Annotated in this window: 30 protein-coding genes; 13 read left to right on the plus strand and 17 right to left on the minus strand. The window is 71.3% G+C overall.

Going from position 1 to position 26,726, the window contains the following annotated elements:
• Nucleotide 1: 1 nt before the first annotated feature.
• From L3Q67_RS05930 to L3Q67_RS05940, 3 genes are read right to left on the minus strand one after another with little or no spacing between them, the layout of a single operon-like run.
• Complete coding sequence (locus L3Q67_RS05930; protein WP_499188576.1) at nt 2-1,165, minus strand: glycosyltransferase family protein; 1,164 nt, start codon at nt 1,163-1,165, stop codon at nt 2-4.
• On the minus strand, nt 1,140-2,510 hold the full coding sequence (locus L3Q67_RS05935; protein WP_499188577.1) for a glycosyltransferase family protein: 1,371 nt from the start codon (nt 2,508-2,510) through the stop codon (nt 1,140-1,142). Before L3Q67_RS05935 ends, L3Q67_RS05930 begins: the two co-directional genes overlap by 26 nt.
• Before the next feature lie 50 nt (nt 2,511-2,560).
• Entirely contained in the window at nt 2,561-3,391 is an 831-nt protein-coding gene (locus tag L3Q67_RS05940) for a GGDEF domain-containing protein (protein WP_499188578.1), read from the minus strand.
• 174 nt (nt 3,392-3,565) lie between these two features.
• Here L3Q67_RS05940 and L3Q67_RS05945 point away from each other — a divergent pair, with 174 nt between their 5' ends.
• From L3Q67_RS05945 to L3Q67_RS05955, 3 genes are read left to right on the plus strand one after another with little or no spacing between them, the layout of a single operon-like run.
• The gene (locus tag L3Q67_RS05945; RefSeq protein ID WP_499188579.1) at nt 3,566-5,803 is read left to right on the plus strand and encodes a sigma-70 family RNA polymerase sigma factor; all 2,238 of its coding nucleotides are present in this window, start codon (nt 3,566-3,568) and stop codon (nt 5,801-5,803) included.
• 31 nt (nt 5,804-5,834) lie between these two features.
• Nucleotides 5,835-6,347, plus strand: coding sequence for a GtrA family protein (locus tag L3Q67_RS05950; RefSeq protein ID WP_499191443.1), 513 nt, complete (start codon nt 5,835-5,837; stop codon nt 6,345-6,347).
• Between the two features lie 28 nt (nt 6,348-6,375).
• The gene (locus L3Q67_RS05955) at nt 6,376-6,921 is read left to right on the plus strand and encodes a GtrA family protein (RefSeq protein ID WP_499188580.1); all 546 of its coding nucleotides are present in this window, start codon (nt 6,376-6,378) and stop codon (nt 6,919-6,921) included.
• Here L3Q67_RS05955 and L3Q67_RS05960 read toward each other — a convergent pair.
• Complete coding sequence (locus tag L3Q67_RS05960; RefSeq protein ID WP_499188581.1) at nt 6,918-8,204, minus strand: sensor histidine kinase; 1,287 nt, start codon at nt 8,202-8,204, stop codon at nt 6,918-6,920. The genes L3Q67_RS05955 and L3Q67_RS05960 overlap by 4 nt on opposite strands.
• Before the next feature lies 1 nt (nt 8,205).
• A complete protein-coding gene (locus L3Q67_RS05965; protein WP_499188582.1) occupies nt 8,206-8,946 on the minus strand; it encodes a response regulator transcription factor in 741 nt (246 codons plus the stop codon).
• Between the two features lie 41 nt (nt 8,947-8,987).
• On the opposite strand from L3Q67_RS05965, the gene hisN reads away from it, so the two are divergent.
• Entirely contained in the window at nt 8,988-9,770 is a 783-nt protein-coding gene (hisN, locus tag L3Q67_RS05970; RefSeq protein WP_499188583.1) for a histidinol-phosphatase, read from the plus strand.
• A 289-nt stretch (nt 9,771-10,059) separates the two neighbouring features.
• Here hisN and L3Q67_RS05975 read toward each other — a convergent pair whose 3' ends face one another.
• From L3Q67_RS05975 to L3Q67_RS06010, 8 genes are all read right to left on the minus strand, one after another.
• Nucleotides 10,060-10,632: a GNAT family protein gene (locus L3Q67_RS05975; RefSeq protein WP_499188584.1), complete on the minus strand. Its 573-nt coding sequence runs from the start codon at nt 10,630-10,632 to the stop codon at nt 10,060-10,062.
• 42 nt (nt 10,633-10,674) lie between these two features.
• Complete coding sequence (locus tag L3Q67_RS05980) at nt 10,675-10,947, minus strand: hypothetical protein (RefSeq protein WP_209664233.1); 273 nt, start codon at nt 10,945-10,947, stop codon at nt 10,675-10,677.
• Nucleotides 10,944-12,452: a TNT domain-containing protein gene (locus tag L3Q67_RS05985; RefSeq protein ID WP_499188585.1), complete on the minus strand. Its 1,509-nt coding sequence runs from the start codon at nt 12,450-12,452 to the stop codon at nt 10,944-10,946. The genes L3Q67_RS05980 and L3Q67_RS05985 overlap by 4 nt, the downstream gene beginning before the upstream one ends.
• Before the next feature lie 9 nt (nt 12,453-12,461).
• On the minus strand, nt 12,462-12,767 hold the full coding sequence (locus L3Q67_RS05990; RefSeq protein WP_499188586.1) for a hypothetical protein: 306 nt from the start codon (nt 12,765-12,767) through the stop codon (nt 12,462-12,464).
• Nucleotides 12,764-13,228 (minus strand): YbaB/EbfC family nucleoid-associated protein, encoded by a 465-nt coding sequence (locus tag L3Q67_RS05995; RefSeq protein ID WP_499188587.1) that lies wholly within the window; start codon nt 13,226-13,228, stop codon nt 12,764-12,766. Before L3Q67_RS05995 ends, L3Q67_RS05990 begins: the two co-directional genes overlap by 4 nt.
• A gap of 222 nt (nt 13,229-13,450) precedes the next feature.
• Nucleotides 13,451-14,383, minus strand: a complete 933-nt coding sequence (locus tag L3Q67_RS06000) for a hydroxymethylglutaryl-CoA lyase (protein ID WP_499188588.1) — start codon at nt 14,381-14,383, stop codon at nt 13,451-13,453.
• Between the two features lies 1 nt (nt 14,384).
• Nucleotides 14,385-14,936, minus strand: coding sequence for a YdbT family protein (locus tag L3Q67_RS06005; RefSeq protein WP_499188589.1), 552 nt, complete (start codon nt 14,934-14,936; stop codon nt 14,385-14,387).
• A gap of 47 nt (nt 14,937-14,983) precedes the next feature.
• On the minus strand, nt 14,984-15,826 hold the full coding sequence (locus L3Q67_RS06010; RefSeq protein WP_282772184.1) for a biotin--[acetyl-CoA-carboxylase] ligase: 843 nt from the start codon (nt 15,824-15,826) through the stop codon (nt 14,984-14,986).
• 75 nt (nt 15,827-15,901) lie between these two features.
• On the opposite strand from L3Q67_RS06010, the gene L3Q67_RS06015 reads away from it, so the two are divergent.
• The 3 genes from L3Q67_RS06015 to L3Q67_RS06025 all read left to right on the plus strand — a co-directional run bounded on the left by L3Q67_RS06015 (nt 15,902) and on the right by L3Q67_RS06025 (nt 17,934).
• Nucleotides 15,902-16,861 (plus strand): C40 family peptidase, encoded by a 960-nt coding sequence (locus L3Q67_RS06015; RefSeq protein WP_499188590.1) that lies wholly within the window; start codon nt 15,902-15,904, stop codon nt 16,859-16,861.
• Nucleotides 16,858-17,505 carry a VOC family protein gene (locus tag L3Q67_RS06020; RefSeq protein WP_499188591.1) on the plus strand — a complete coding sequence of 216 codons (648 nt, stop codon included), beginning with the start codon at nt 16,858-16,860 and terminating at the stop codon, nt 17,503-17,505. Before L3Q67_RS06015 ends, L3Q67_RS06020 begins: the two co-directional genes overlap by 4 nt.
• Before the next feature lie 135 nt (nt 17,506-17,640).
• Nucleotides 17,641-17,934, plus strand: coding sequence for a hypothetical protein (locus L3Q67_RS06025; protein WP_499188592.1), 294 nt, complete (start codon nt 17,641-17,643; stop codon nt 17,932-17,934).
• Here L3Q67_RS06025 and L3Q67_RS06030 read toward each other — a convergent pair.
• Nucleotides 17,931-19,130 (minus strand): Rossmann-fold NAD(P)-binding domain-containing protein, encoded by a 1,200-nt coding sequence (locus L3Q67_RS06030; RefSeq protein WP_499188593.1) that lies wholly within the window; start codon nt 19,128-19,130, stop codon nt 17,931-17,933. The genes L3Q67_RS06025 and L3Q67_RS06030 overlap by 4 nt on opposite strands.
• A 155-nt stretch (nt 19,131-19,285) precedes the next feature.
• Here L3Q67_RS06030 and L3Q67_RS06035 point away from each other — a divergent pair, with 155 nt between their 5' ends.
• Nucleotides 19,286-20,218 carry a TetR/AcrR family transcriptional regulator C-terminal domain-containing protein gene (locus L3Q67_RS06035; RefSeq protein ID WP_499188594.1) on the plus strand — a complete coding sequence of 311 codons (933 nt, stop codon included), beginning with the start codon at nt 19,286-19,288 and terminating at the stop codon, nt 20,216-20,218.
• 69 nt (nt 20,219-20,287) lie between these two features.
• Here the strand turns inward: L3Q67_RS06035 and L3Q67_RS06040 are convergent, their stop codons facing one another.
• The gene (locus tag L3Q67_RS06040) at nt 20,288-21,085 is read right to left on the minus strand and encodes a thioesterase family protein (protein ID WP_499188595.1); all 798 of its coding nucleotides are present in this window, start codon (nt 21,083-21,085) and stop codon (nt 20,288-20,290) included.
• A gap of 45 nt (nt 21,086-21,130) precedes the next feature.
• On the opposite strand from L3Q67_RS06040, the gene L3Q67_RS06045 reads away from it, so the two are divergent.
• Genes L3Q67_RS06045 through L3Q67_RS06055 form a run of 3 tightly spaced genes read left to right on the plus strand, consistent with a single transcriptional unit; the run spans nt 21,131 to nt 23,586 of the window.
• The gene (locus tag L3Q67_RS06045; RefSeq protein WP_499188596.1) at nt 21,131-21,823 is read left to right on the plus strand and encodes a TetR/AcrR family transcriptional regulator; all 693 of its coding nucleotides are present in this window, start codon (nt 21,131-21,133) and stop codon (nt 21,821-21,823) included.
• Nucleotides 21,820-22,503 (plus strand): tetratricopeptide repeat protein, encoded by a 684-nt coding sequence (locus L3Q67_RS06050; protein ID WP_499188597.1) that lies wholly within the window; start codon nt 21,820-21,822, stop codon nt 22,501-22,503. Before L3Q67_RS06045 ends, L3Q67_RS06050 begins: the two co-directional genes overlap by 4 nt.
• Before the next feature lie 30 nt (nt 22,504-22,533).
• Nucleotides 22,534-23,586, plus strand: coding sequence for an epoxide hydrolase family protein (locus L3Q67_RS06055; RefSeq protein ID WP_499188598.1), 1,053 nt, complete (start codon nt 22,534-22,536; stop codon nt 23,584-23,586).
• Here the strand turns inward: L3Q67_RS06055 and L3Q67_RS06060 are convergent.
• Nucleotides 23,583-23,993 carry a nuclear transport factor 2 family protein gene (locus L3Q67_RS06060; RefSeq protein ID WP_499188599.1) on the minus strand — a complete coding sequence of 137 codons (411 nt, stop codon included), beginning with the start codon at nt 23,991-23,993 and terminating at the stop codon, nt 23,583-23,585. The two genes, L3Q67_RS06055 and L3Q67_RS06060, sit on opposite strands and share 4 nt — an antisense overlap.
• A gap of 82 nt (nt 23,994-24,075) precedes the next feature.
• On the opposite strand from L3Q67_RS06060, the gene L3Q67_RS06065 reads away from it, so the two are divergent.
• Nucleotides 24,076-24,606 carry a TetR/AcrR family transcriptional regulator gene (locus L3Q67_RS06065; protein ID WP_499188600.1) on the plus strand — a complete coding sequence of 177 codons (531 nt, stop codon included), beginning with the start codon at nt 24,076-24,078 and terminating at the stop codon, nt 24,604-24,606.
• Here L3Q67_RS06065 and L3Q67_RS06070 read toward each other — a convergent pair.
• On the minus strand, nt 24,587-24,982 hold the full coding sequence (locus L3Q67_RS06070) for a PPOX class F420-dependent oxidoreductase (protein WP_395900310.1): 396 nt from the start codon (nt 24,980-24,982) through the stop codon (nt 24,587-24,589). The two genes, L3Q67_RS06065 and L3Q67_RS06070, sit on opposite strands and share 20 nt — an antisense overlap.
• Before the next feature lie 97 nt (nt 24,983-25,079).
• Here L3Q67_RS06070 and L3Q67_RS06075 point away from each other — a divergent pair, with 97 nt between their 5' ends.
• Nucleotides 25,080-26,723, plus strand: a complete 1,644-nt coding sequence (locus L3Q67_RS06075) for an acyl-CoA carboxylase subunit beta (protein WP_499188601.1) — start codon at nt 25,080-25,082, stop codon at nt 26,721-26,723.
• The last annotated feature ends 3 nt before the right edge of the window (nt 26,724-26,726 follow it).

Here is a 26,726-nt window from a genome sequence, read left to right on the forward strand (position 1 = left end):
CCTACTCTAAATCCCGCGGCCGCCGCAGTTCGCGGGCGGCCAGCCCGACCAGTGCGACCGCGGTGAGAAGCACGTAGGCGTTGCCCAGCACGGTCTCCACCGGCCCCCAGCCGAACTCGGTCGTGCCGCCGTTGGGCACCAGCATGATCAGGCAGCCGACCAGCGGCAGCGCGGTCGCGGCGGCGAGCCAGTAGCGCCGCCCGGTCACCAGCAGCACGAGCAGCGGCACCACCCACACCCAGTGGTGCGACCAGGAAACCGGCGAAACCAGCAGCGCGGTGAACGCGGTCACCAGCACCGCGGCCAACGGCTCCCCGCGCCGGTGGTAGCGCACCACCAGGAACACCGCGGGCACCGCCAGCAGCGCGCCGATCGCCAGCGCCACCGGCATGCCCCACGGCGCCACCTCGGTGGCCCGCCCGAGCATGCCGTTCAGCGACTGGTTGAAGATCCAGTGCGTGGCCCCGATGCGCTCGGGGTCCGAGGCCGCCTCGGTCCAGTACCGCACCGCGTCCACCGGCATGACCGCGAACATCAGTGCCTGCAACGCCGCGAAGGTGCCCAGCGCGCGCAGCGCGTCGGCGCGCCTGCCGGTGAGCCAGAGGTGCGGGATGAAGATCAACGGGGTCAGCTTCACCGCCGCCGCGACCCCGACCAGTACCCCGCCCCAGCGCGAACCACGAGCCGAGATCACCAGCACGTCCAGCATGATCAACGCCATCAGGATCAGGTTGATCTGCCCGAGGAACACCGTCTTCCAGACCGGCTCCAGCGCGAACGCGGCCACGGTCAGCCCCGCCACGACAGGCCAGGTCGCCGACCGGCGGCTGAGCTTCACCACGACCGCCAGCCCCAGCACCGAGAGCGCGCCGATCACGCCCCACACCAGGCCCGGCGGCACCAGCACCAGCGGCGAGAACAGCAACGCGGCGGCCGGTGGGTAGGTGAACGGCAGCCGCACCCACGGCGGCAGCGTGGTCAGGTGCTCCCGCACGTAGAGCGGCTCGCCCTTGAACATGGTGAGCGCGCCGGCCCGGTAGACCGCGCTGTCGGCCCCGAGGTGCCAGCCCAGCAGCCACGCCGCGACACCGACCGCGAGCGCGGCGCCCGCCAGCGCGGCGGCGGGCCACCAGCGCACGTCAGCGCGCAGGCGTAACGTCGACATGCTCTTCGACGGCCGGTTCCGGGGGTGGCGGCGGAACCGGGCGCCTGCGCCGGAGCACCGCCCAGCGGACCAGCAGCACCAGCGCGAGCAGGATCGGCACCAGGATGTAGGAGCTGCCGAGCACGAACTGCCAGAACTCCCAGTGCAGCTCGATGTTGCGGCCGTTCGGCAGGATCAGCAGCACGCCGCTGGCGAACACGGCGACCACGCCGACCGCGGCGGCCCAGCGGCGCCAGGCCGCGGCCGGGGTGGTCCGCGGCAGCCGCGAGACCAGCAGCACGATCAGCGGCACCGCCCACACCCAGTGGTGCGACCAGGACACCGGCGAGGCCAGCAGCACCCAGAACGCGGTGACCAGCAGCGCCGCGAGGTGCTGCCCGCGCCGGTGGAACCGCAGCATCAGCCAGATCGCGGGCGGGGCCAGCAGCGCGGCCAGCCCGTAGCTGGCCTTCGACGCCCACGGCGCCAGGTCGGTGAGGCGGTTGACCAGGCCGTTGAGCGACTGGTTGCCCGCCCAGTGCAGCGGCCCGATGCGCCCGGTGTCGGGCAGCGTGTGCGACCAGTAGCGCCAGGCGTCGTGCGGCACCAGCAGGAACATCAGCCCCTGCATGGCGAGGAACGTGCCCAGTGCGCGCAGCGCGTCCTTCCAGCGCCCGATGAACAGCAGGTGCGGGATGAAGATCAACGGGGTCAGCTTCACCGCCGCCGCGACCCCGACCAGTACCCCGCCCCAGCGCGAACCACGAGCCGAGATCACCAGCACGTCCAGCATGATCAACGCCATCAGGATCAGGTTGATCTGCCCGAGGAACACCGTGCGCCACACCGGTTCGAGCGCCAGCAGGACCACCGCGAAGACCAGCGTCGCCCGTGCCGGTGAGGCCCACCAGCGCGGCGCTTCGAGCGCCGGGCGCGGCAGCGAGCCGATGGCGATCCGGATGCACAGCGCCATCGCCAGGATGGAGATCGCGGTCAGCACCCCCCACGCGACCTGGATGGGCATCAGCGCGAGCGGTACGAACAGCAGCGCCGCGGTCGGCGGGTAGGTGAACGGCAGCAGCGCCCACCACGGTTCGGTGCTCAGCGTGTTCGAGTCGTAGAGCGGGTCGCCGTGCAGCAGCGTCAGCGCGCCGGCCCGGTAGACCGCGCTGTCCACGCCGAGCCGCCAGTCCAGCAGCCAGCCGAGCACCCCGGCGGCGATCGCGATCAGCGGGACGGCGGCCAGCAGCAGGATCGAGCGTGGCCGGACGGACAGCCTGGCGAGCGAAGTCCGCAGGGCCAGCCGGGGGTGGCGGGCCGGTGGAGCGGACTCGCCGTCGGTGGCGGGCGGCGCGTGCTGGGTCACCCGTCCAGCAAATCACGCGGTCGGGCCCGCAGGTCAGCCAGGTCGGTACCTCAAGCCCGGCCCAGCGAGCCGAGCAGCTCGCAGGCCGCCTCGTGGGTGGGCGGCAGCCGGAGCATCCGGATCCGGGGGTCGCCCGCCTGGTGCAGCTGGGCGTCCACGCTGAGCCGGGCGTGCAGTTCGCGGCGCAGCAGCACCCCGCGCTGGGCGATGCCGCCGTCGCGGCGCAACAGCACCGCCACCGTCGACGGACCGAGCGCGGCCACGCTCTCGCCGCCGTCGAACACCTGCCGGACCGCGTCGGCGACCAGGATCATGCCGGTCAGCCGCGGCCAGCCGGCCAGCAGCGAGAAGTCCATGGTGACCACGAGCAGCAGGTGGTCCAGGGCGGCGGGCTGTTCCCGGCGCGCGGCCTCGCGGTAGATCTCGGTCAGCCGGGTGCGCAGGTAGGCGGCGGTCGGCAGGCTGGTCAGCGGATCGGTGACCTCGGCCTTGGCCAGCTGGTCGAGCGCGACGTCGGCCCAGGCCACCGCGGTCACGCGCAGCAGCCGGGACGGCGTGGCGTCGACGTTGGGCACCACCAGCCCTTCGGTGCATTCGGGCTCGGCGAGGACAGCGTGCAGGGCGGCGAGATCGGTCAGCGTCTCGGCGAGCCCGGCCCCGGCCGCCGCGCGGGCCCGGCCCAGCCCGGCCAGCGCCATCTCGGGCGCCGTGCCACCGACCACCGCCGCGCAGACCGTGTCGACCTCGGGAAGGGCCCAGTCGCTCGGGAAGCGCCAGCCCGCGGCCAGGCTGGCGGTGCGCCAGCGGTTCCGGAGCGAGCGGCTGTCGGCACCCAGGCCGCCGCCGGTGGCCTGGGGCGGCCAGCCGAGCACATCCGTCACCGCGGGTTTCCTCTCGTCCGAGTGGTCCTTCGGGGAGGGGACGCCCGATGTGGCGGCTCGTGACGCGGTTCGACCGATCCGGTCAACCGGGCCACCCATGGCGTGACGTTCGGAGGGACCTCAGTCACACTGGTCGCGGCGCGCGCAGCGTCACAGGTTGTGAAGGGGAGAGCCGTGGCCACCGTTCCCGCTGACGTCAGCGGCCAGAGCGATGCCGAGTTGATCGCTTCGGTGCGCGCGGGCACGATTTCCGCTTACGGGCAGCTGTACGAACGGCACGTCAACGCGGCGTACAACCTGGCCAGGCAGCTGTCCCGCTCCCCTGCCGAAGCCGACGACCTGGTCTCCGAAGCCTTCGCCAAAGTGCTGGACACGCTGCGGGCGGGCAAGGGCCCGGACACCGCCTTCCGCGCCTATCTGCTGACCGCGCTCCGTCACACCGCGTATGACAAGACGCGCAAGGACAAGCGGCTCGACCTGAGCGAGGACATGAGCACCGTCGGCGCCGAAGCGCTGACCGTGCAGTTCTCCGACACCGCGTTGTCCGGGCTGGAACGCACGATGGCCGCGAAGGCCTACGCGCGGCTGCCCGAGCGCTGGCAGGCCGTCCTCTGGCACACCGAGATCGAGCAGCAGACACCCGCCGAGGTCGCGCCGCTGCTCGGGCTCACCGCGAACGGCGTCTCCGCGCTGGCCTACCGCGCCCGCGAGGGCCTGCGGCAGGCGTACCTGCAGGTCCACCTGGCCGAGACCTCGGCGGAACGCTGCCGCGCCGCCGCCGACCGGCTTGGCGCGTGGACCCGCGACGGCCTGTCCAAGCGGGAACGCGCGCAGGTGGAGACCCACCTCGACGAATGCGAGCGCTGCCGGGCACTGGCCGCCGAACTCGCCGACGTCAACGGCGCCCTGCGCTCCGTGGTCGCCCCGCTGGTGCTGGGTGGCGCGGTGTTCGCCTACCTGGCGGCAGCCGGTGCGACGAAGGCCTCCGCGGCGACCGCGGGCACGGCCGCCGCCGGTGCCGCGGCGGCGGGTGCCGGTGCCGCGTCTTCGGGTGGCAGCGGTGGTGCGGTGGCGAACCTGGCCTCGTCCGGACCGCGGCAGTTCATCGGGATCGCCGTGTCCGGGGTCGCCGTCGCGGCCGCGGTCGCCGCCGCGCTGGCTTCCGGTGGCGGACCGCAGATCCCGGCCGCGCTGGAGCAGCCGCCCGCGGTGATCCAGCCGGTCGCACCGCCGCAGCCGCAACCCCGGCCCGATCCGCCGGCGCCGCCCGTGGTGGTGCCGCCAGCCCCGGCCGAACCCGCGCCAGAACCGGCGCCCGAACCCGCGCCGGAGCCGGAACCCGCGCCTGCGCCCGCCCCGGAACCGGAGCCCGCTCCCGAACCGGAGCCGTCGCCGCCGCCGAGTGAGCCCGAAGAGCCGCCCGCGCCACCGAACATCATCACCACTCCGCCGCCATCGAGCCTCGAACTCACCCCCGGCGGCGGTCCGGTGGACGTCCCGTTCACGGTCAGCAACTCCGGTGGCACGGTGTCCGAACCGGTGCTGATCACGCTGAACCTGCCGCCGGGCGTGAGCTCGGTGCCGATCCCCGGTGGTGGTGGCGGGGTGGGTGCGGCCGCCCGGCAACTGCCCGGGGTGCCGACGGTGCAGGTGAACTGCCCGCCCGGTTCCGGCACGGTGACCTGCACGACGGCCACCGGCCTGCTGCCGGGCCAGGGCGCGGTGCTGACCTTCCGGCTGGTCGCCGACGGCACCGCCGACGAGAGCCAGGTCACCGGCTCGGTGTCCTCGGGCGGCGCGCTGCCGGTGGCGGTGAAGGTGCCGGTCAAGGCCGCGCCGGACGACGTGAAGCTGTCCGTGGGCAAGGCGTGGACCTCGAGCTTCCCGTGGGCGAGGCAGCCGGTGCTGCACATCGGCCTGCACAACGCCGGGCCAACCATCAAACCGGCCACGATCACCGTGAGCAGTCCGGCGCGGCTGGTGCTCGGTACCTACCGCGCGACCTGCACCACCGCCGGTGGCACCACGAACTGCGCCAGCAAGAAGGCGATGAACCCGGGTGAGCGGCTGTACCTGTGGGTGCTGCTGGACAAGCAGCCGCACCAGGACGTGACGGTGACGGTCACGGCGAAACTGGGCAAGGACACCGAGTCCAAGACCGTCCAGTTCGACTGCTGGGGCCGCAAGTGCACGCCGCCGTCGTCCTCGGTGACGCCGACGCCGCCATCCAGCACGAAGCCCACGAAGCCGACCACGGCGCCGCCGAGTTCGAAGCCTTCGGAACCGCCGTCGAGCCCGCCGTCCAGTGGTGGGCCGAGTGCGCCGGAATCACCCGGGCAACCGGCGCCGCCACCTCCGCCCGCGCCTCCGGCAGTCACCCCGGGACCCCGCTGGGACCTGCCGTTCATCTAGCCCCGCGCGCTCCGCTAGCGTGCGGCGGGTGATGGGGAAGATTCACCAGGTACTGGAACGTCATCGTGAACTCCTGCGGTTCGCTCTGGTCGGGGGCGTTTGCTTCGTCCTGACCCTGGCGGTGAACTACGCGCTGAAGTTCACCGTGCTCACCGCGCACCCGGTGACGGCGCAGGGCATCGCGGTACTGGTGGCGACGATCGTGTCGTACGTGCTCTCGCGGGAATGGTCGTTCAGCACCCGCGGCGGGCGGCGGCGACCGCACGAGGCGGCGTTGTTCTTCCTGATCAGCGGGATCAGCCTCGGGCTCAACGCGCTGCCGCTGGCGATCTCACGGTACGTGTTCACCCTGCGCGTGCCGGAGGTCGAGCTGCTCACCCAGGAAGTGGCCGACTTCCTCAGCGGAATGATCATTGGCACCCTGCTCGGTTCCGTCTTCCGCTGGTGGGCCATGAAAAAGTGGGTCTTCCCGCTCGCCGACGCCCGTCCGCGCACGCCACGGCTGCCGCGCGAACCGGGAATTCCCCAGGACCGGGCGGCCTGAACAGGCCACTCTACGTACACTGCGAACTGTGACAGTTGTGGAAACTGTGCTCAATCGGGTGCCGAGGCCGCTGCGCTCGATCCTGATCAAGCACCGGGAACTGCTGAAGTTCGCGATCGTCGGCGGCACCACCTTCCTGGTCGACAACGGCGTCTGGTACCTGCTCAAGCTGACCGTGCTGGAGTCCAAGCCGACCACGGCGAAGGCCATCGCGATCATCGTCGCGACGATCGTGTCCTACGTGCTGAACAGCGAGTGGTCGTTCCGCACCAGGGGCGGGCGCGAACGGCACCACGAAGCGGCGTTGTTCTTCCTGATCAGCGGCGTGGCCATCGTGGTCAACCTGATCCCGCTGTACGCCTCCAGATACGTGCTCGACCTCGAAGTTCCGCACGTGCCGTTCTGGGCGCAGGAGATCGCCGACTTCACCAGCGGCTCGATCATCGGCATGCTGCTGGCCATGGTGTTCCGGTTCTGGGGCTTCAAGAAGTGGGTGTTCCCGGACGAGCTGGGCCACCGGCGCCGCGAAGGTGACGAAACCGACGCCGAAGTGCACGAGTTCCCCAGCCGCTAGCGCGGGGTGCGCTCCACCGGCCACTTCATCGCGGTGACCGCGTCGGCCGGACGCGGGACGCGCAGGAACAGGCTGAACGTGGCCGGTCGCTTGACCGAAAGCTCCAGCCTGCCGCCGTCGGCTTCGGCGAGGGCCCTGGCCAGCGCGAGGCCGACACCGGTCGACCCGCCGCCGGAGAACCCGCGTTCGAAGATGTGCGGTGCGAGTTCGTCGGGCACCCCGGCCCCGGTGTCGTGCACCTCGACGACCACCGTGCCGTCGGCGTCACCGCGGCGGGCGGCCAGGGTGACCGTGCCCGAGCCGTGCCGCAGCGCGTTGTCCAGCAGCACGCCGATGACCTCGCGCAACCGGCTCGGCGTCGCCCTGGCCATCAGCCCCTCGGCCACGCGCAGCCGCAGGTTGCGGCCCTCGGCCTTGAGCGTCTGCTGCCACTCCTCGGCGATGCCGGGCAGTTCGGCGGGCAGGTCCATCGGCTCGGCGCCGACCTCGCTGGCCGCGCGGGCCGCTTCGAGCAGTTCGTCGAGCGCCTCGGCCAGGCGGTCGGCCTGCTCCTGCGCGGCACGGGCCTCGTCGACCACCTCGGAATCGCCGTACAGCGTCAGCGATTCCAGCCGCAGTTGCAGCGCGGTCAACCGGCTGCGCAGCTGGTGCGACACGTCCCCGACCAGCTGCCGTTCCCGCTGCACCAGCTGCGCGAGCGCGGTCGCCGACGAATCGAGGGCCTCGGCGACCATGTCCAGTTCACCGACGCCGTAGCGCTTCTGATCGGGCCGGAAGTCACCGCCACCGAGCCGGGCCGCGCGGTCGGCGACGTGCCGCAGTGGTTGCGCGAGGCGTCGCGCGGTGACCGTGGCGACGACGGTGCCGATGCCCACCGACAGCACCACCAGCAGCATCACCGCCATCGTGACCTGCGTCTGCGTGGTCCGCAGCGGCGCCGACGGGATCTCCAGGGTGACCGTGCCCTCGCGGGCGATCGGCACGACCGCGGTCACCGGGTCGCCACCGGGATCGGCGCCGTAGACCTTGTCCAGCTCGTTGCGCTGCCGCACGGTGAGGCGGCCGTCGGGCGGCACCCCGGCACGCAGTTTGTCCAGTTCGAGGGGGCGGCCGGCGGCGATGTCGTCGTCGATGGTGGCCGCGATGACCTGCGCGCGGGCGGCCAGGTCCTCGCCGTTCAGGTTGTCCACCAGCAGCCACGCGGTCACCCCGAGCGGGATGCCGAGCGCCGCCCCGGTGACCGCGACGGCCAGCAGGATGGCGAGCAGGATGCGGCGGCGCACGTTATCCGGGCTTTTCGGGGGTCCGGGAGTCGCCCCCCGGCCAGATCTCGGCGTTGAAGCGGAAGCCGACCCCGCGCACGGTGGCGATCCGCCGCTCGGCGTCGTTCGGCTTGGCCCGGCCAAGCCCGTCGTCACCGGCGATCGCGAGTTTCCGGCGCAGCCAGGACATGTGCATGTCGAGCGTCTTCGAGGTCTTGGACTCCAGGTCGTTCCACACCTCGGCGAGGATCTCCTCGCGGCTGACCACCTGCCCGGCCCGGCTCATCAGCACGCGCAGCAGTTCGAACTCCTTGTTCGCCAGCTGCACTTCGCGACCGTCCACAGTGACCATCCGCGCGCCCAGGTCCATCCGCACGCCACCGGCTTCCAGCGCGTCCGGCGCCCGGCGGCGCAGCAGCGCGCGGATGCGGGCGAGCAGTTCGGCCAGGCGGAACGGTTTGGCCACGTAGTCGTCGGCACCGGCGTCGAGGCCGACCACGAAGTCCACCTCGTCGGTGCGCGCGGTGAGCATCAGCACCGGCAGTTCGGTGCCGCTGGCCCGCAGGCGGCGGCACACCTCCAGCCCGTCCATGCCGGGCAGGCCGAGGTCGAGCACCAGCAGGTCCACCCGGTCGGTGGCGGTGCAGTCGAGCACGGAGGGGCCGTCGCCGACCACCTTCACCGTGTACCCCTCGCGCTGCAGCGCGCGCGACAGCGGATCCGCGATCGCGGGGTCGTCTTCAGCCAGGAGAACCGTGCTCACCGGAGCAACTCTACGTCCCCGCCCATGAAAGGATGGTGATCATGTCGCGCTTCACCGAGGATCTGGCGCTCGCCACCCGGCTGGCCGAGGCCGCCGACGCCATCACCACGGCCCGCTTCGGCGCGCTCGACCTCCGCGTCGACCGCAAACCCGACCGCACCCCGGTGACCGACGCCGACACCGCCGTCGAGGACGCCATCCGCGAACTGCTGGCAGCCGAGCGCCCGGACGACGCCGTCGCCGGCGAGGAACGCGGCGGCGACACGCGCGCGACCGGCCGCACCTGGGTGCTCGACCCGATCGACGGCACCAAGAACTTCCTGCGCGGCGTCCCGGTCTGGGCCACGCTCATCGCGCTGGTCGAGGACGGCGAGCCGGTGGTCGGCCTGGTCAGCGCCCCCCTGCTCAGGCGCCGCTGGCAGGCCGCGACCGGGGCAGGCGCCTGGGTCCGCGACGAACGCGGCGAGCGCCGCATCTCGGTCTCCAGCGTGTCCGCGCTCGAAGACGCCTACCTCTCCACCACGCACCTCGGCTCCTGGTCCGAACACCACTCGCGCGAGGCCTACCTCGCCCTGACCGACGCCTGTTGGGAAAGCCGCGCGTTCGGCGACTTCTGGCAGCACTGCCTGGTCGCCGAAGGCGCCCTCGACATCGCCGCCGAAGCCATCGTGAACCCGTGGGACGTGGCCGCCGCGCAGGTCCTGGTAACCGAGGCAGGCGGCCGTTTCAGCGACCTCTCAGGCGCCCCGCGCTACGACAACGGCTCCGCCCTGTCCACCAACGGCCTCCTACACGAGGCCGCCCTAACCACCCTGCAGCACTAGTCACCTCCTCTCTCCGGGCGCCCACATTCGTGTCATCGGGGACAGACAGGTGCCGTGAATGTGGCTTTCACGGCACATTCCGCCGTGAAAGCCACATTCACGGCACCCCCCACCCCCACAACACACCGCCACCCGGGGCACCACCAGGAGCACCCGCCCAAACCCCCCACCCCACCCCGGTCCACAGCCCAAAACACGGCGGGGGCGCCGATGTCAAGGCATCATTCCCGCCTTGACATCGGCGCCCCCGCCGTAGTCACAATAAAAAACCGGGGCGGGCTCCCAGCCCCTAAACCTGACTCCCAGCCCATTCCAACCGATCCACCAACGGCCAAGCCCTCAACGGCACCCGAACCGGCAAAACCATCGTCGTAGCGCACTGTTCATCGATCACCCGGTACGGATCCCGCTGTTCGAAATCGAGGTAGCGCACATGCACCTCGGGCAGCCGCGACCAGCCGAGCGCCTCGTAGTAGCCCACCGAGTGCTCCCCGCACATCAGCAGTCCGAACGGCACGGCCAGTTCGTCCAGCAGCGCGGTGACCCGGGTGCCCAGCTCACGGCCGATGCCGCGGCCCTGGAACTCGGGGTGCACCGCGACCAGGCCGACGTTGCCGACGAGCACCTCCAGTGGCGCCCCGCCTTCGGAGATGCGGACGAACCGCCGCAGGACCCCGGCGTGCGCGATCACCCGGTCGCCGTCCTTGCCGATCACCCGCGCTTCCGGCCGTGAGCCGTACCAGGTCAGTTCGCCGGAGAACGCCGTCGGGAAATCGGGGTACGCCGCCCGGAGCATGGTCGCGAGCTCGGCGTGCTCCGTCCGCCCCAGCTCACCTTCGCGCCTGATTTCCCACGTTGTCATGCACAGGAGCGTGACATCGGCGAGCTCGAACAAGCGAGCGATTTAAGTCCGGGCCCCCGGCAGCACGCCCACCGCGCCCCGCGCCACCTGCGCCCAAGCCAGCCTGCCGAACAGGTAGTGGCAGGCCACCTGCTCGTTGGTGAACCGCGCCCAGTCGTAGCGGTTGCCCTGCTCGCGCCAGAACACCTCCCACGCCGGTTCGGGGTCGTCGACGCGCAGCAGGCACCAGGCATTGTCCGCCTCGGCCCCGATCGAGACGACCTCGTGCGGCACCCCGAGCGACTCCAGCCAGCGGGCGATCGAGTCCGTGTTCACGCGTCCTGCCTTTCGAACGTGATGTCGGTCAGGTAGCCGAGGGTGACCAGCTCGTCGGCGGAGTAGAGCGCGCGGTAGCGGTGGCCGCTGGTCCACATCGGCAGCGCGCGCCGCACGCGGTAGCGCCGGTAGCCGGTCTCGAAGTACGCCATGGGCAGCGAGCGCTTGCCGTACGGGAGGCCGTCGGCGGCGAAGACGCGGCCTTCGACCGGGCCGAAGCGGTCGAGCAGGGTGCCTTCGGCGACGACCACCGGTTCGCCGGGCTGCCAGTCCTCGATCTCGTTGACCACCGGGTCCAGCGCGGGCGGCTCGCCCGGCGGGGTGGCGTTGCGCCGCAGGCCGCCGCGGACCTTGGACAGCGCGTCCTCACTGGTGATCAGGTGCGACTCGGGGTGGTCGTGCGGTGGGAAACCCCGCGCGGGCAACGGGAGCTGGCACGCCGGGCGGTCGGACGCGACCGGCAGGTGCCCGATCGGGAACATGTGCACCAGGAACAACGCCACGACGCTCTCGCGTTCCTTGCGCGGCGTGCCGAGCTGCGGCGGCTGCTGGTAGTGCTGCCGCATCGGCTGCTGTCCGCCCCACTGCTGGTAGCCACCGCCGTAGGGCTGGTGCGGATAGGCGCCGGGCGGCGGGTAGTACGGCTGCTGCGGCACGGGTGGCGGCGGCGCGAGTTGCTGCTGGGGCGCCATCGGCGGAACAGCGTCGGAAAACCCGGCCGCCGTCGTGCCGGACAGGGGCAGCGGGCCGATCGGCCCGGTCTTCAGCGACGCCGCCAGACCGGACGGCGGCGTCGGCACGTCGTCGAAACCGCCCTGGGGCAACAGGCCCTGGTACTCCCCGGGCGGCAACGCGATCGGCCCGGTCCCCATCCCACTCACATCCGCCACACCGTCCACAGTGTCACCAACGGCCACACCGGACAGCACCGGCAGGGAAACCGGGGTGGGCAGGTGCGCGCCCGGGTTCGGGTCGACCAGTTCGACGGGCGCGACCGCCACCGCTTCACCGCCGGGCCCGATCGCCGTGGTCAGCCGATCGGACACCGCGCCGAGATTGGCCGCCACCCCGGTCAGCACGGTCTCCACGCCGAGCGCCGCCGCCGGGTGCCCGGCGTCCGCCACGGCCAGCGCGGCGTCCCGGTTCTTCGCCGCGTCGACCAGTTGCCGGACCATCTCCACCTTCGCCGCGCCGATCTCCGCGGCGGCGTGCTCCAGCCGCGACGCGGCCTGACCGGCACCGCGGGCGGCCGCGACCAGCTGCCCGGTGTCCGCGTCGGCGAACCCCGCCCACGCCCGGCGCGCGAGTTCGCCCGCATCGCCGGACAACGCGGACAGCGCTTCACTGGCGACCACGTCCGCCTCCGAAGCCAGCGCGGACAGCTGCCGTTCCGCCTCGCGCCACGCCCCGGCCTGCTCCAGCAGGGCGTCCTCGTCCGCCTGCGGCCAGGCGAGCCCGACCTCCGCCGCCACCGCGGCCAGCTCGCTGGGAAGCTCGATGCCCATTGCGCCCCCCTAGCCGTTCAGTTCCTCGGCCGCCGCGGCGTCCGCGCCGGTGTATTCGCCTGCCGCTGTGGAGAACTTCGTACCCCACGCCCCCAGCCGTGCGCTCAACCCTCGCACCAGCGCACGCGTCTCCGCCGCAGGCGCGGCGTGCGACGCGGCGAAACTCTGCCCTGGCGTGTCCGTGCCCCAGGCTTCACCGGTCGCTTCCAGCGCCCACTCCAGATCGGCCGCGATCAGCCGCGCACGTTCCGCGAAGCCTTCGAACTCCGCGGCCTTCGCCCGCAGTCGCTCGGCGTCGGCCTGGAATCCGGTCACCGCCCAGCCGATCCCGCGGTCGGCCAGCCCTCGTCGTCCAGCCAGACCTGGTCCTCGAAGCTCTCGTCCTCGACCGGTTCCTTGACCCTGGGCAGGTCCGGCACCAGTTCGACGGCGTCCAGGTCCGCGGTGCCGCGCAGGAGCGCGTTCGGATCGGTGCCCTGGGGCAGCGCGGGGGCCAGCACCTCCTCGGCGCTGGTGAACGCCTTCATCCTGGCCGTGTCGACCAGGCGGACGATCTCCCTGGCCAGTTCGGCGGGCCCGTACTCGCGGTAGGCGGCGGCGCCGATCTCCAGCCCGGTCAGCGCGCCGTGAGCGCCGACGGTCGCCTTGACCAGGCCGTCCCCACTGCTCGCGCTCGCCCGCACGGCAGCCAGTTCCCGCTGCACGCCGGCCAGGTGATCACGGCTGCGCCGGTAGTCGGCGAGCAGTTCGTCCACGCGCGCTCGATGCTCGGTCACGACGGTCTCCTCCAGCCACAGCGGTCGGCAACGGTTCTGACGCACCGCACCGCCCGCCGGTTCCGCCCACAGGAAAACCGTCGCCGGATCGATCCCGGGCGAGTCCCACACTCAGGAAGCCGAGTCCCACACTCGTGCAGCCGAACCCCGCACTCGCCGCAAACGCTATGAATGGGGCATTACTTGCATTGAACGCTAGTAATGCCCCACTCATAGCATTCGTCAGCTGCTGAGGGCTTGGACTACTCGGGAGGGGCTGGGGCGGCCCAGCCGTTCGGCCATCCACGTGCTGGTGCGCACCAGTGCGTCCAGGTCGACGCCGTGTTCGATGCCGAGGCCGTCGAGCATCCACACCAGGTCTTCGGTGGCCAGGTTGCCGGTGGCCGACTCGGCGTACGGGCAGCCGCCGAGGCCACCGGCCGAAGAGTCCACAGTGGACACGCCGAGGCGCAGTGCGGCCAGGGTGTTCGCCAGCGCCTGGCCGTAGGTGTCGTGGAAGTGCACGGCCAGCCGGTCGGGCGCGCCGAAGCCCGCGACCACCCGCTCCACCTGCCCCGGCGTGGCCACGCCGATGGTGTCGCCGAGGGAGAGCTGGAAGCAGCCCATGTCCAGCAGGCGCCGGCCCGCGGCCACCACCTGCTCGGCCGGCACCGCGCCCTCCCACGGGTCGCCGAAGCACATCGACAGGTAGCCGCGCACTTCGAGCCCTTCGGCCAGCGCGCGGGTGACCACCGGCTCGAACATGCCGAACTGCTCGTCCAGGCTGGAATTGAGGTTCCGCTTGGCGAAGGTCTCGGTGGCACTGGCGAAGATCGCGATCCCGGACACGCCCGCGGCCAGCGCGCGGTCCAGTCCGCGTGCGTTCGGCACCAGCACCGGGTACGACACGCCCTCGCGGCGCTGGAGCCCGGCCAGCAACTGCTCGGCGTCGGCCAGCTGCGGCACCCACTTCGGGTGCACGAAACTGGTCGCCTCCAGCACGGACAACCCGGCCGCGGCCAGCCGGTCCAGGAACTCCAGCTTCACCTCGACCGGCACCACGGACTGTTCGTTCTGCAGCCCGTCGCGGGCGCCGACCTCCCAGATCCGCACCCGGTCCGGCAGCCCGGCGGCCGACGGGACCCGCTCGGGCAGCCCGGCCTCGCGCGCGCCCAAGTCAGCGTCCCCGGCCGCGCTGCGGCGGCTCCGGTGGCGGGGCCTGCTGCACGAAGTCGTCGTACGGGTTGTCGTTGACCTCGCGGTAGATGTGCGTGTGCACCTTCTCGACCTTCGGGATGTCCTCGAAGGTCAGCGGTTCGTCGGAGGCGGATTCGATGATCAGCGTGCCGCACCCGAAGACGCGGTCGATGAGCCCGTGCTCGAACCGCACGCTGTTGATCCGCGACATCGGGATGTCGATCCCGGTCCGCTTCAGCACGCCCTCGCGGGCGATCAGCCGGTCGGTGGTGACGATGAAGTGCGTGGTGCGCCAGCGGACGAACGGCGCCACGAACAACCACAGGATCAGCAGGAGCCCGACCGCGCCGATGACGATCAGCCAGATCATGTCCCACGGCGGCGCGACGTCCATCGCCAGCGTGGCCAGCCAGATCCCGGCGGCGAGGGTGGCCAGCAGGACCAGGAACGGCACGATCAGCATCTTGAAATGCGGGTGCTTGTGCACCACGACGCGCTCGCCTTCGCTGAGCAGATCGTCTGGGTAAGCCACGTCGACGCTCCCGTGCTCGAAGCCTTCAGGTGCGCCTACCGTACCCGTCAGTTGGGACGCAGGTGCACCACGTCACCGGCAAAGATGGTGCGTCGCTCACCACCGGGGCCCTGCAGCACGAGTTGACCGGAGGGGTCCACGTCCACGGCCTCTCCCGGCACCGCCCCGCCGTCCGGCGTGATGATGTTGACGCCCTGGCCGATGGTGGCGCAGTGCCGCCGGTAGTCGGCCAGCAGCCCGGCCCGCGCGAGGTCGCCGCCCGCCGCGCGCCAGCGGCTCTCGCGCTCGGCGAACGCGGTGAGCAGCAGCCGGGCGATCTCGGTGCGGTCGGTGGTGCGCGCGCCCTGCTCGGCGAGCGAGGTGGCGGGCAGCCCGCCCGGACCCGGCGGCACCTTTTCCTTGAGCGGCAGCACGTTCAGCCCGATGCCGAGCACCACGCCGATCTCCTCCGACGACAGCGCCTCGGACAGCACCCCGGCGCACTTGGCCCGGTCGGGCCCGGCGAGCACGTCGTTCGGCCACTTCAGCACCGCGTCCACGCCCAGCTGCTCCGCCACGTCGACCAGCGCGAGTCCGGCGACCACGGCGAGCGAGCCGAGACCGGCGAAGGTGACCTCGCGCGGGCGCAGCAGCACGCTGAGGTAGATGCCCGCGCCCTTCGGCGACCGCCAGTCGCGGGCCCGCCTGCCGACGCCGGCCGTCTGCTCCTCGGCGATCAGCACGGTCCGGTCCTCGGCGTCCTCACCGTCGTCGGCGGTGGCCGCGACGCGCAGGTCCGCGTTGGTGGAGCCGGTGCTGGCCACCACGTCGATGGCCGCGTACGGGCCGGCCGGCTGGAGGAGGGCGGCGCGCAGGGCGGCGGCGTCCACGGGAGCACTGCGGTGATTCACCCCTTCAGGTTAGAAGAGTCCCGCGCATCGGGATATTCGGCGGTCCGGCCGGGGGACGCCCTCTAGCCTGACCGCGTGGCGAATCGACTCCACCGCTTCCTCGCGGGTGCGGGCGGGCGGGCCCTCGTGGCGGTTCCGCTCGTCGGCGCGCTCGTGATCGGCGGGTACATGCTGGCCGAAGGCAACGGCGGCGAGCCGGTTCCGCAGGCGGCTCCGGTGAACCCCGCCGGTGGCGGTGCCGTGCCCGCCGGTCCGTCCACCTTGCGCGAGACCGCGCCGGTGGAGGCGGTGACGCCCGCGGCCGCGCCGAACGAGCTGGACGTCTGGGTCTCGCGTCTGGCCGGACCACTCGACATCCCGGCGCAAGCCCTTGCGGCCTACGCCTCGGGCGAGCTGAAGTTGCGCGAGGAGCGCCCGGGCTGCCACCTCACCTGGGTCACGCTCGCCGGTATGGGCAAGGCGGACGGCGACCACCGCGACAGCTCGGTCGACGGTGCGGTGGCCGCGGGACGCAAGCTGTGCGGCAAGGGCGTCGACCTGGATACCGGCTGGTGGAAGGCGGTGGGCGCGTACCACGGCGGCGGCGACGCGGAACTGTTCCGCCAGAAGGCGCTCGCCAACGCGCAGCTCTACGCCACGCTGTCGCTCAACCCGGAACTCGCGACCGCCCCGGCCACCCGCGCCACCCGGTTCGCGCTCGACCAGATCGGCCTGCCGTACGTGTGGGGCGGCAACGGCCCGGAAGCCGGTGCCGCCGGGTTCGACTGCTCGGGACTGACCAAAGCCGCGTACGACAGCGCGGGCCTGAACCTTCCGCGCACGGCCGACAGCCAGTTCCGCGCGCTCGGCGCGTCGGCGAAGGAACCGTCCCTCGGCGATCTCGTTTTCTACGGGAATCCGGCGACCCGCATCCACCACGTCGGCATGTACGTTGGCAACGGCTTGATGGTGAACGCGCCCACCGAAGGGCAGGCCATCCAACTGCACAGCTACCGCACCCGCGGTGACGACTACGCCGGAGCCGCTCGCCCGTGACCGATTTCTGCTGGCTGGACCTGAAAACCCGCGATGTGGCCGGTACCGCCGCGTTCTTCTCGGCCGCGCTGGGCTGGCGGTTCGAAGTGGACGAACAGGATTTCCGCCGCGCCACCAAGATCCACGCCGGCGACCGGCGACTCGGGGGTGTCAGCGATCTGGCGAACCCGATCTACCCGCCGGACATCCCGGCGCACATCGCCTTCTACCTCCGCGTGGACGACGTCGACCGCCGCACGGAGATCGCCGTCGAGCACGGCGCGCTGCTGGTGGCCGGGCCGTTCGACGCCGGCGACCAGGGTCGTCTGTCCACTTTGCTCGATCCGGCCGGTGCCGCGGTGTCGTTCTGGGAACCCCGCGGGTTCGCCGGTTGGACCGAGCCGCCGGGACGGCTGGTGCTCACCTGCGCCGATCCGATCAGCGCCCGCGGCTTCTACGAGCGCACCCTGGGCGCGGCCCCTTCGTCGGCGGTCTTCGTCCAGTCGGACGCGGACACGCCGGGCTGGGAACTCGCGCTGCCGGTGGACGATCTGACCGCGGTCGCCGAGCACGGTTCCTGGTCCGCCGACGGTTCGGCGCTGCGGCTGCGGAGCCCGGAAGGCGTCGGCTTCCTGCTCACCAGTGCGCGCAACCTGCTCCCCTGACGCTCTCTCAAAGCGCAGCACTGAAGTATCCACTAGGCGGATCGGGCGCACACTTTCTTCGCAGGCGATGTCGAGATCCGGCGGACAGCTTCGTACGTGTTCACGGACGAACCGCCGATCGGAACGGAGAAAGCGATGTCCCACCCACTCGGACCGCTGGCCGACAACTTCACCGCCTACGCCGTCTACGCCACCGCCCAGTCCGAAATGCGCCACGCCTACGCCCTGATCGACGCCGGGCAGTACCTGGCCGCCGCGGCCGAGATCACCTCGGCCGCCCGAGCCGCCGAGGTGCTCGCCAGGCGCACCGAACTGCTCGACCCCGAACGCGGGCGGAGGTGGCGGAAAGTGGCGCTGACCAGGCACCGCTTCGCCGCGCACGCCCGCGCACGAGCCGCCGAAGACCACTCGCTCCCTGACGTCGCCTAGACCACGACGCCGTAGTCCCGCAGTTCGACCGACTCCGACTTCTCCTGCATGTCGCCGGTCACCAGCTTCCGCCACGGCCCGGCCAGCATCGCGCGGGTGACCCCGTTGCGCAGCCGGATGCCGAACGCCGACGAAGGCAGGAACGCCCGCGTGCCGCCCGGCAGCGGCTGCTGGTTCTCCCGCACGTAGTCCCCCAGTGCCGCCTCGTACCGGGCGAAGGCGACCCGGTGGTCACCGCGCGCCGCCGCCAGTTCCCCGGCCAGCACGTACGCGCCGACCAGCGCCATGCTGGTGCCCATCCCGACCGAACCGCCGAACGCGGCGTCGCCGAGCAGCACCACGCGTCCCCGTGACCAGCCGTCGACGTGCACCTTCGCCGCCCGGTCGGTGAAGAAGTCCTCGGCCGCCCACATGCCGCGAAGCAGGTGCGGCACCTCCCAGCCGGCACCGGCGAACGCGTCGGCCACCCGCTGCTTCTGCCCGGTCACGTCCGTGCGCGGCATCGGCGGGGCGACGAAGTACAGGTACCCGCGGGCTCCACCCGGGGTCGGGTACAGGCTCGCCATGCGCCCGCCGACGCCGTTCGCGGCGGGCAGGTTGAACATCAGCTGCCAGTCTTCCAGCGAATCCGGTGCGTCCAGGCCGAAGATCGACAGCTGGTAGCCGAGGTCGGTGACGAACTCCGACTCCGGCCCGAAGGCCAGCGCGCGCACGTTCGAGTGCAGCCCGTCCGCGCCGACCACCAGGTCGAAGGTCCGCGTCCCCGCCTTCTGGAAGGTGACTTCGACGCCGGTCGCGTGCTCGGTCAGGCTGGCGATGGAGTCGCCGTAGAGGTATTCGACCCCGTCCTGCGCGACGCCGACCAGCAGGCCGACCAGGTCGCCGCGCAGGATCTCCAGCTCGGCGATGGCGCCGCCGGAGTCGCCGAGCGCGTCGGACGGGAACTCCACCACCCTGCGCCCCGAACTGTCCACATTGGCCATTCCGCGGACGCCGGTGTGCGCGGCCCGCACCTGTTCCAGCAGGCCCATGCGCTCGACCACGGTGCGCGCGGCGCCACGCAGGTCGATCGCCTGCCCGCCGGGGCGGGGCGCGGGCGCGCGCTCGACCACGGTCGGCGAAAAGCCGTGGCGGCGCAGCCAGTGGGCCAGTGCGGGACCGGCGATGCTGGCGCCGGAAATCAGGACGTTCTTCATTGGGGTCTCCCTAGTGCAGTGCGCGTACGCTGTACATAGATACCGGTACGGCCTACATATGTCCAGCAACTCGCCGAACTGGCCGGTATGCGCACTAGTGCACAAGGGCGGTGCACTAGGATGGTCGGCGACCGCGCCGAGGAAGGAGCCACGCCATGAATTCGGCGCCGTACGCCCGGATCGTCGACGAGATCCGGCAGCGCATCGAGTCGGGCACGCTGAAGCCGGGTGACCGGGTGCCCTCGACCCGGCAGATCACCCAGGACTGGGGCGTCGCGATGGCGACCGCCACGAAGGTGCTCACCACACTGCGGCGCGAAGGCTTGGTGCGCGCGGTACCCGGGGTCGGCACGGTGGTCCGGACGACCGAAGTGCCCGCGCCGCCGGTGCGCGCGACGCGCCGCCGGATGGCCGAGGCGGAACTGAGCCGCGAGGCCGTGATCCGCAAGGGCATCGAGATCGCCGACGCGGAGGGCCTGCGCGCGCTGTCCATGCGGCGGGTGGCCACCGATCTCGGCGCCGCGACCATGTCGCTCTACCGCTACGTGCCCGGCAAGGACGAACTCGTCCTGCTCATGGCCAACGCCTGCTTCGGCGAAGAGCTTTTGCCCGCAGAAGCTCCCGAGGGCTGGCGGGCGCGGTTCGAGCTGGCCGCGCGCACGCAGTGGCGGATCTACCGGCGGCACCCGTGGCTGGCGCAGGTCATCTCGATGACGCGCCCGCAGCCGCTGGAAAACCTGCTCCTGCACGCGGAATGGGCCATGAGCGCCCTACGCGAGCTGGACCTGCCGTACTCGACGGCGCTCTACTTCCACGTCACCGTCTTCGGCTACGTCCGCGGCGCGGCGGCGAACCTGGAGCCCGAGGTGGAGGCCGAGCGCGAGACCGGCCTGAGCGCGGACGAGTACATGGAAACGCAGAACGCCGAGTTCGACCGGATCGTCGCCTCCGGCGCCATCCCGCACTTCTCCGCGATCTCCGAACTCGTCGACTTCGAACTGGACCTCGACCTGCTCTTCGAACTCGGCCTGCGCTGGACCCTGGACGGCATGGCGGGCTCCCTCGCCCGCCACGACTACCCCACCTGAAGTTTTTGCGGGCTAGGCGCTCCTCCGGTGACCTTGACTTACCGGAGGAGCGACTTACCGGAGGAGCGCCTAAAGCCGAACGCCCGCGATCTGGGTGGCCTGCGCGACGAGGCGGTCCTTGCTGTCGAAGGCGTGCGCGACCTCGTCCATCCGGTCGCCGCCGACGTCACCGGCGGTCATGCGCACGCGGATCGGGCCGGGCGCGGGCAGGCGGCGGACGTAGGCGGAGAACTGCACCGTCGGCGCCCAGCCGGAGAGGCCGAGGTCGTACGAGACCGGCGGCACCGGGTCCAGCGCGACCAGCAGGCTCAGCGGGTCCCAGTCGGCGCCGTCCCCGAGCCGCTGCCAGGACGAGATCACGCCGGCCTTGGCGGGCTTGCCGACCGCGAACCCGACCGTGCGCGGGTCGAGTCGCTGGTCGATCACGTTCATCAGGTCCACCGAGAACGCCGCACCCGGCGCCCGGACCGGCGTGGGCACGCAGTCCTCTTCCGGCGGGATGTCGATCGGCTCGATACCGGACCACCAGGGGTCGGCCTCGTCGAGCAGACCCTGCGTGAGCAGGGCTTCGACGCACGGCTTGCCCTTCTGCGCCAGGCGGGCCCGCACCTGCGTCAGCCCACGACCGGCTCGCAGCACCTCGACCGAGATCTGCGCGGGACCGGCGTCCGGCGGCGCGGAGAACGAACCGCTCACCGCGGTCAGGTGCGGGTGCGCGGGAATCAGCTCGCCCGCCGCCCGGCCGAGGACGGCGAGCAGGTAGCCGCCGTGCAGCTTGCCGCCGACCGACCACTGCGGGTCCAGCTCGGCGTCGAACTCGGTTTCGGAGCGCCGGACCAGCGCCGTGGCCTCCTGGAAGTTACCCATGGGTTCACCTTGACATCGTCAACTTGACGCTGTCAACGTGATCCGGTGAGCGGGAAGCGGCAGCGGGCGAACGCGGGTGACGGGGAAAAACTGCGCGAGGAAATCCTCGAAGCCGCCGAAGCCCTGCTGATCGAAGCGGGCACCGAAGAGGCGCTGACCCTGCGTGCCGTCGCGCGCCGGGCCGGGGTGACCACGCCCTCGGTGTACCTGCACTTCGCGGACAAGAGCGCGCTGCTCGAAGCCGTCTGCCTGCGGGTTTGGGGCGAACTGGCGGCGCGGATGCTCGACTACGCCGGTGACGTCGAAGACCCGCTGCGCCAGCTCGGCCGCTGCGGGCGGGTGTACGCGAACTTCGCGCTCGACCACCCGGTGCAGTACCGCGTGCTGATGATGCGGCCGACCAGCGGGCTGTCGCCGGGCGCCGACGCCTGCTTCCGGCACATCGCGAAAGCCGCGGCGGCCTGCGTGGACGCCGGGATCATGCGCGGTGACCCGGAATCGCTGGCGGTCGGGTTGTGGTCGGCGCTGCACGGGTGCGTGACCCTGCTGATCGCGCACCCCGGGTTCGCCTGGCCGGACGACCGCGACACGCTCATCGACAACACCATCCGCATGGCCGGCTTCGGCAGCGTGCTCGCGTCGCGGATCCCGCGCGAGGCGACCCCGCTCAGCGAAGAGCTGACCGCCGGGCTCGACCAGCTCACCGCGGGGTGGAAAGCACCTAAGCTGAGCCGGTGACCCCACAGGACCGGCTCGCTCCCGCGAAGATGTGGCTGGAACAGGGCCGGTACGACCGCGCGCTGGCCGAGCTGGACGGCTTCCGCTGGCGTGAGGAGGTCGACTCCACCTACCTGCGGGCACTCGCCCTCTGGCTGGCCGACCGCGACGCCGAAGCGGTCAAGGCGGCTTCTGCGGGCATAAGACGGTTCGGGCCCCATGCACCCCTGCTCAGCGTGCTCGGGCAGGCGTACCACTCGCTCGGCAAGCTGGTGAAGGCCGAGCGCGCCCTGCTCGAAGCGCTCGCGCTCAGCCCGGACGACACCCACCTGCTCTGCGCCTACGCCCGCGTCTGCATCGACGCCGGTCAACTGCAGAAGGCCACCGACCTGCTCGACCGCGCCGTCCCCTCGGCCGAAGTCGTCCAACGCACCCGTGACCAGCTTCTGCGGGCTAAAGCCGCGGACGACGAGGCGCAGCGGATCGAGCGGCACCCGTTGCTGCGACCGCTCGCGCCCCTCAACCGGTTCGGGCCGATCAAGACGTGGGTCGGCGTACTCGTGCTGATCTTCTGCCTGCGGATGTTCGGCCTGACCCCGCTCGCCGCGCTGCTCGGCGTCGCCTGGTTCGCCTACGCGCTCTACTCCTGGTTCGCCCCGGCTCTGGTCCGCCGGCTGGTCCGCCGCAAACTAGGACACTAGCTGACCTACTTGCTTCCTACGGTGTGCTGCATGAGCACCGAGATCAAGCCCTTCCGCATCGAAATCCCGCAGGCCGACCTCGACGACCTGCGCGAACGCCTGGCCCGCACCCGCTGGCCGAAGCAGTTGCCCGGCGACGGGTGGGACCGCGGTGTGCCGGTCGACTACCTCCGCGAACTGGCCGAGTACTGGCGGAACGGGTTCGACTGGCGGGCCCAGGAGGCGAAATTCAACGAGTTCCCGCAGTTCCTGACCGAAATCGACGGCCAGCCGATCCACTTCTTCCACCTCCGGTCGAGCAAGCCCGACGCGCTCCCGCTGCTCCTCACGCACAGCTGGCCGAACTCGATCGCCGAGTTCACCGAACTGCTGGGCCCGCTCTCGGAGGACTTCCACGTCATCGTGCCTTCGCTGCCCGGCTTCGGCTTCTCGCCACTGGTCGAGCCGGAGTGGAGCATCGAGAAAGTGGCCGCGACCTGGGCGAAGCTGATGAGCCGCCTCGGGTACGAGCGCTACGGCGTGCACGGCAACGACGCCGGCGCGCTGGTGTCACCGCAGATCGCGCTCGTCGACGCCGAACACCTGGTGGGCGTGCACATCACCGGCGGCCTCGGCATCACCCTGGAGATGATGGCCGAGTGGGGTGTGGGCGGCAGCGGTTACGCCGAGTACCTCGCCGCGCGGCCGCAGACGCTGGCCTACGGCTGGCACGATTCGCCGGTCGCGCAGCTGGCGTTCCTGGTCGAACGGTTCAAGGAGTTCGACGGCTGGCACCAGGCGGGCAGCACCGAGCCGATCGACCGCGACCGGATCCTGACCAACGCCAGCGTGTACTGGCTGACCGAGACCGGCGCGTCCTCGGCCTGGCCGTACTACACGGGCGGCGCGGGCCTGCCGATCGACCAGGCGCTGGTGCCGACCGGCGTCTCGCACGGCGGCCCCGACGAGATCCGGAAGCTCGCCGAGGCGAAGAACGACATCGTGCACTGGGCGAGCCGGGACGCCGGGAGCCACATGATCGCCATGGCCAACCCGGAGACGATCATCGCGGACCTGCGGGAGTTCTTCGGCAAGCTCGGCTAGGCAGGCAGCGCGCCGAGGATTTCCGTGATGGCCGCCGTGTCCTGGTACTCCCGCCAGTGCACGATCCGGCCGTCGCGGACGCGGAGCACGCCGATGAACGCGGCCGACGCGGACTGGCCGGTGGGGAGCACGGTGCCGGCCAGTTCGTACTCGACCACGATCGTCTCGGGGTCGGCGGTTTCGTGGATGGTGACGTTCCGGCACTGCTCGAACCGCACCGGCAGGGCACCGCGGGTCCGGCCGGCGAACTCGACGAACTCCGCTTTGCTCTCGAACCGGCGCCGGTGCCCGGTGGGTGCGAACGGGGTCTCGATCACCGCGTCGTCGGCGAGCAGGTCGTCGAACGCGGCCGGGTCGCCCAGCCAGCCGGCACGCATCGCTTCGAAGGTCTCCACCGCACCGGACATGGGCTTCCCCTAACCTGAGTGGCAACTCACCTTGCTGTCGGAGCATAATGAGTCATCACTCAGGTTGTCGAGGGAGCCGGACATGCCACGGGCCGACGCGGTGCGGAACCGGGAGCGCATCCTGGCCGCGGCCGAGCAGGTGTTCGCCGAGCACGGCGCGAGCGCGTCCACCGAGGAGGTCGCCCGGCAGGCCGGAGTCGCCGTGGGCACGGTGTTCCGGCATTTCCCCGCGAAAGCCGACCTGCTCACCGCGATCATGAAAAAGTCGCTGGCCGAGCTGCAGGCGGAGGCGGCGCAGCTGGCCTTCTACGACGACCTCGCCGGCGGGTTGTTCGTCTTCTTCCGCAGCGTCGTCGAGCAGGCGGCGGCGAAGCGGACCGTGGTCGAGGCCCTCGATGTCCGCCTCGACCTGGGCGAAGTCTTCGCCCGCTTCCGCGGCCAGGTCGAGCTCCTGCTTGTGCGGGCAAAAGCCGTCGGCACCGTCCGGCGGGGGGTGCAGGTGGACGAAGTGCTGGCGCTGATGGCCGCGCTCAGTCAGGCGGCGATCGACGACCAGCTACGTGAGCGCGTGCTCGACATCGTGTTCGCCGGCCTCAGCGCACGTGACCGGTGACGCGCTCGGCGACCACCCGCACGATCACCCGTTCGGCGCCCGGCGCGTCCGGTCCGGCGTCGCGGCCTTCGTACTTGTGCGACAGCTCGTGGTCGAGCGCGCGTTCCGGGTCCGGCGTGATGCTGGCGCGACCGCGGATCTCGGTGTAGCGCTCGGGGTCCTCCCGATCCATGATCGTCACGCTGACGCGCGGGTCGCGCCGCATGTTCCGGTCCTTCAACCGGCCCGCGACCGTGGAGAACAGCAGGTCGTCGCCGTCCCGGCCGATCCACATCGCCGAGGTCTGCGGACTGCCGTCCGCGTTGATCGTGGCCAGTGCCGCGTAGTTGCGCCCGTCGACCAGCGCCCGCACGGCTTCGCTCAGTTCCACACCCATGCCCCGAACCTAGCGCGGTAGGTGAACCCCCAGACCCCGGTGACATAGGCGACGCCGAACCCCCGAAAACCGGCTTGCATCGTTAAGCTCGCCAGCCATGAGCAGTGCGACGGAGCCTGTCGGGACGCCCCCGAGCGAAGAACCGGACATCCACACCACCGCCGGCAAGCTCGGCGACCTGTACCGGCGATACGACGAAGCGGTGCACGCCGGTTCGGCGCGCGCGGTCGAACGCCAGCACGCCAAGGGCAAGAAGACCGCCCGCGAGCGGATCGACCTGCTGCTCGATCCCGGCTCGTTCATCGAGCTGGACGAGCTGGCCCGTCACCGCTCGACCAACTTCGGCCAGGACCGCAACCGCCCGTACGGCGACGGCGTGGTGACCGGCTACGGCACCGTCGACGGCCGCCCGGTGTGCGTGTTCAGCCAGGACGTTACCGTGTTCGGCGGCTCGCTCGGCGAGGTCTACGGCGAGAAGATCGTCAAGGTGATGGACCTGGCGATCAAGACCGGCCGCCCGATCATCGGCATCAACGAGGGCGGCGGCGCGCGCATCCAGGAGGGCGTGGTCTCGCTCGGCCTCTACGGCGAGATCTTCACCCGCAACGTCAAGGCCTCCGGGGTGGTCCCGCAGATCTCGCTGATCATGGGCGCGAACGCCGGCGGGCACGTGTACTCGCCCGCGCTGACCGACTTCGTGGTGATGGTCGACCAGACCTCGCAGATGTTCATCACCGGCCCGGACGTGGTGAAGACGGTGACCGGCGAAGAGGTGACGCTGGAGGAACTCGGCGGCGCCCGCACGCACAACACCAAGTCCGGCAACGCGCACTACATGGGTTCCGACGACGAGGACGCCATCGCCTACGTCAAGGAACTGCTGAGCTACCTCCCGGCGAACAACCTCTCCGAGCCGCCGGTGTTCGAGGCCCCGCAGCCGGCGGGCGAGTCGATCCACGACGAGGTCACCGACGCCGACCGCGAGCTGAACGAGCTGATCCCGGACTCGGTGAACCAGCCGTACGACATGCACGAAGTGATCACCCGCATCGTCGACGACGGTGAGTTCCTCGAGGTGCAGGAGCTGTTCGCGCCGAACATCATCGTCGGCTTCGGGCGGGTTTCCGGCCAGAGCGTGGGCATCGTGGCCAACCAGCCGACGCAGTTCGCCGGCTGCCTGGACATCGACGCCTCCGAGAAGGCCGCGCGATTCGTGCGCACCTGCGACGCGTTCAACATCCCGGTGCTCACCTTCGTCGACGTGCCGGGCTTCCTGCCGGGCACCGACCAGGAGTGGAACGGCATCATCCGCCGCGGCGCGAAGCTGATCTACGCCTACGCCGAGGCGACCGTCCCGCTGATCACGGTGATCACGCGCAAGGCCTACGGCGGCGCGTACGACGTGATGGGCTCCAAGCACCTCGGCGCGGACCTGAACCTGGCGTGGCCGACCGCGCAGATCGCGGTGATGGGCGCGCAGGGCGCGGCGAACATCGTGCACCGGAAGGCGCTGGCCGAAGAGGCCGCGAAGGACGGCGGCGACGTCGACGGCCTGCGCGCGCGGTTGATCCAGGAGTACGAGGACACCCTGTGCAACCCGTACGTGGCCGCCGAGCGCGGGTACGTGGACTCGGTGATCGTGCCCGCGCACACCCGCAGCCACATTTCGCGCGCGCTGCGGCTGCTCAACGACAAGCGCGAGACGCTGCCGCCGAAGAAGCACGGCAACATCCCGCTGTAAAGG

Origin of the sequence: Saccharothrix sp. AJ9571, assembly GCF_021725495.1 — a bacterium.
Classification (GTDB): Bacteria; Actinomycetota; Actinomycetes; order Mycobacteriales; family Pseudonocardiaceae; genus Amycolatopsis; species Amycolatopsis magusensis.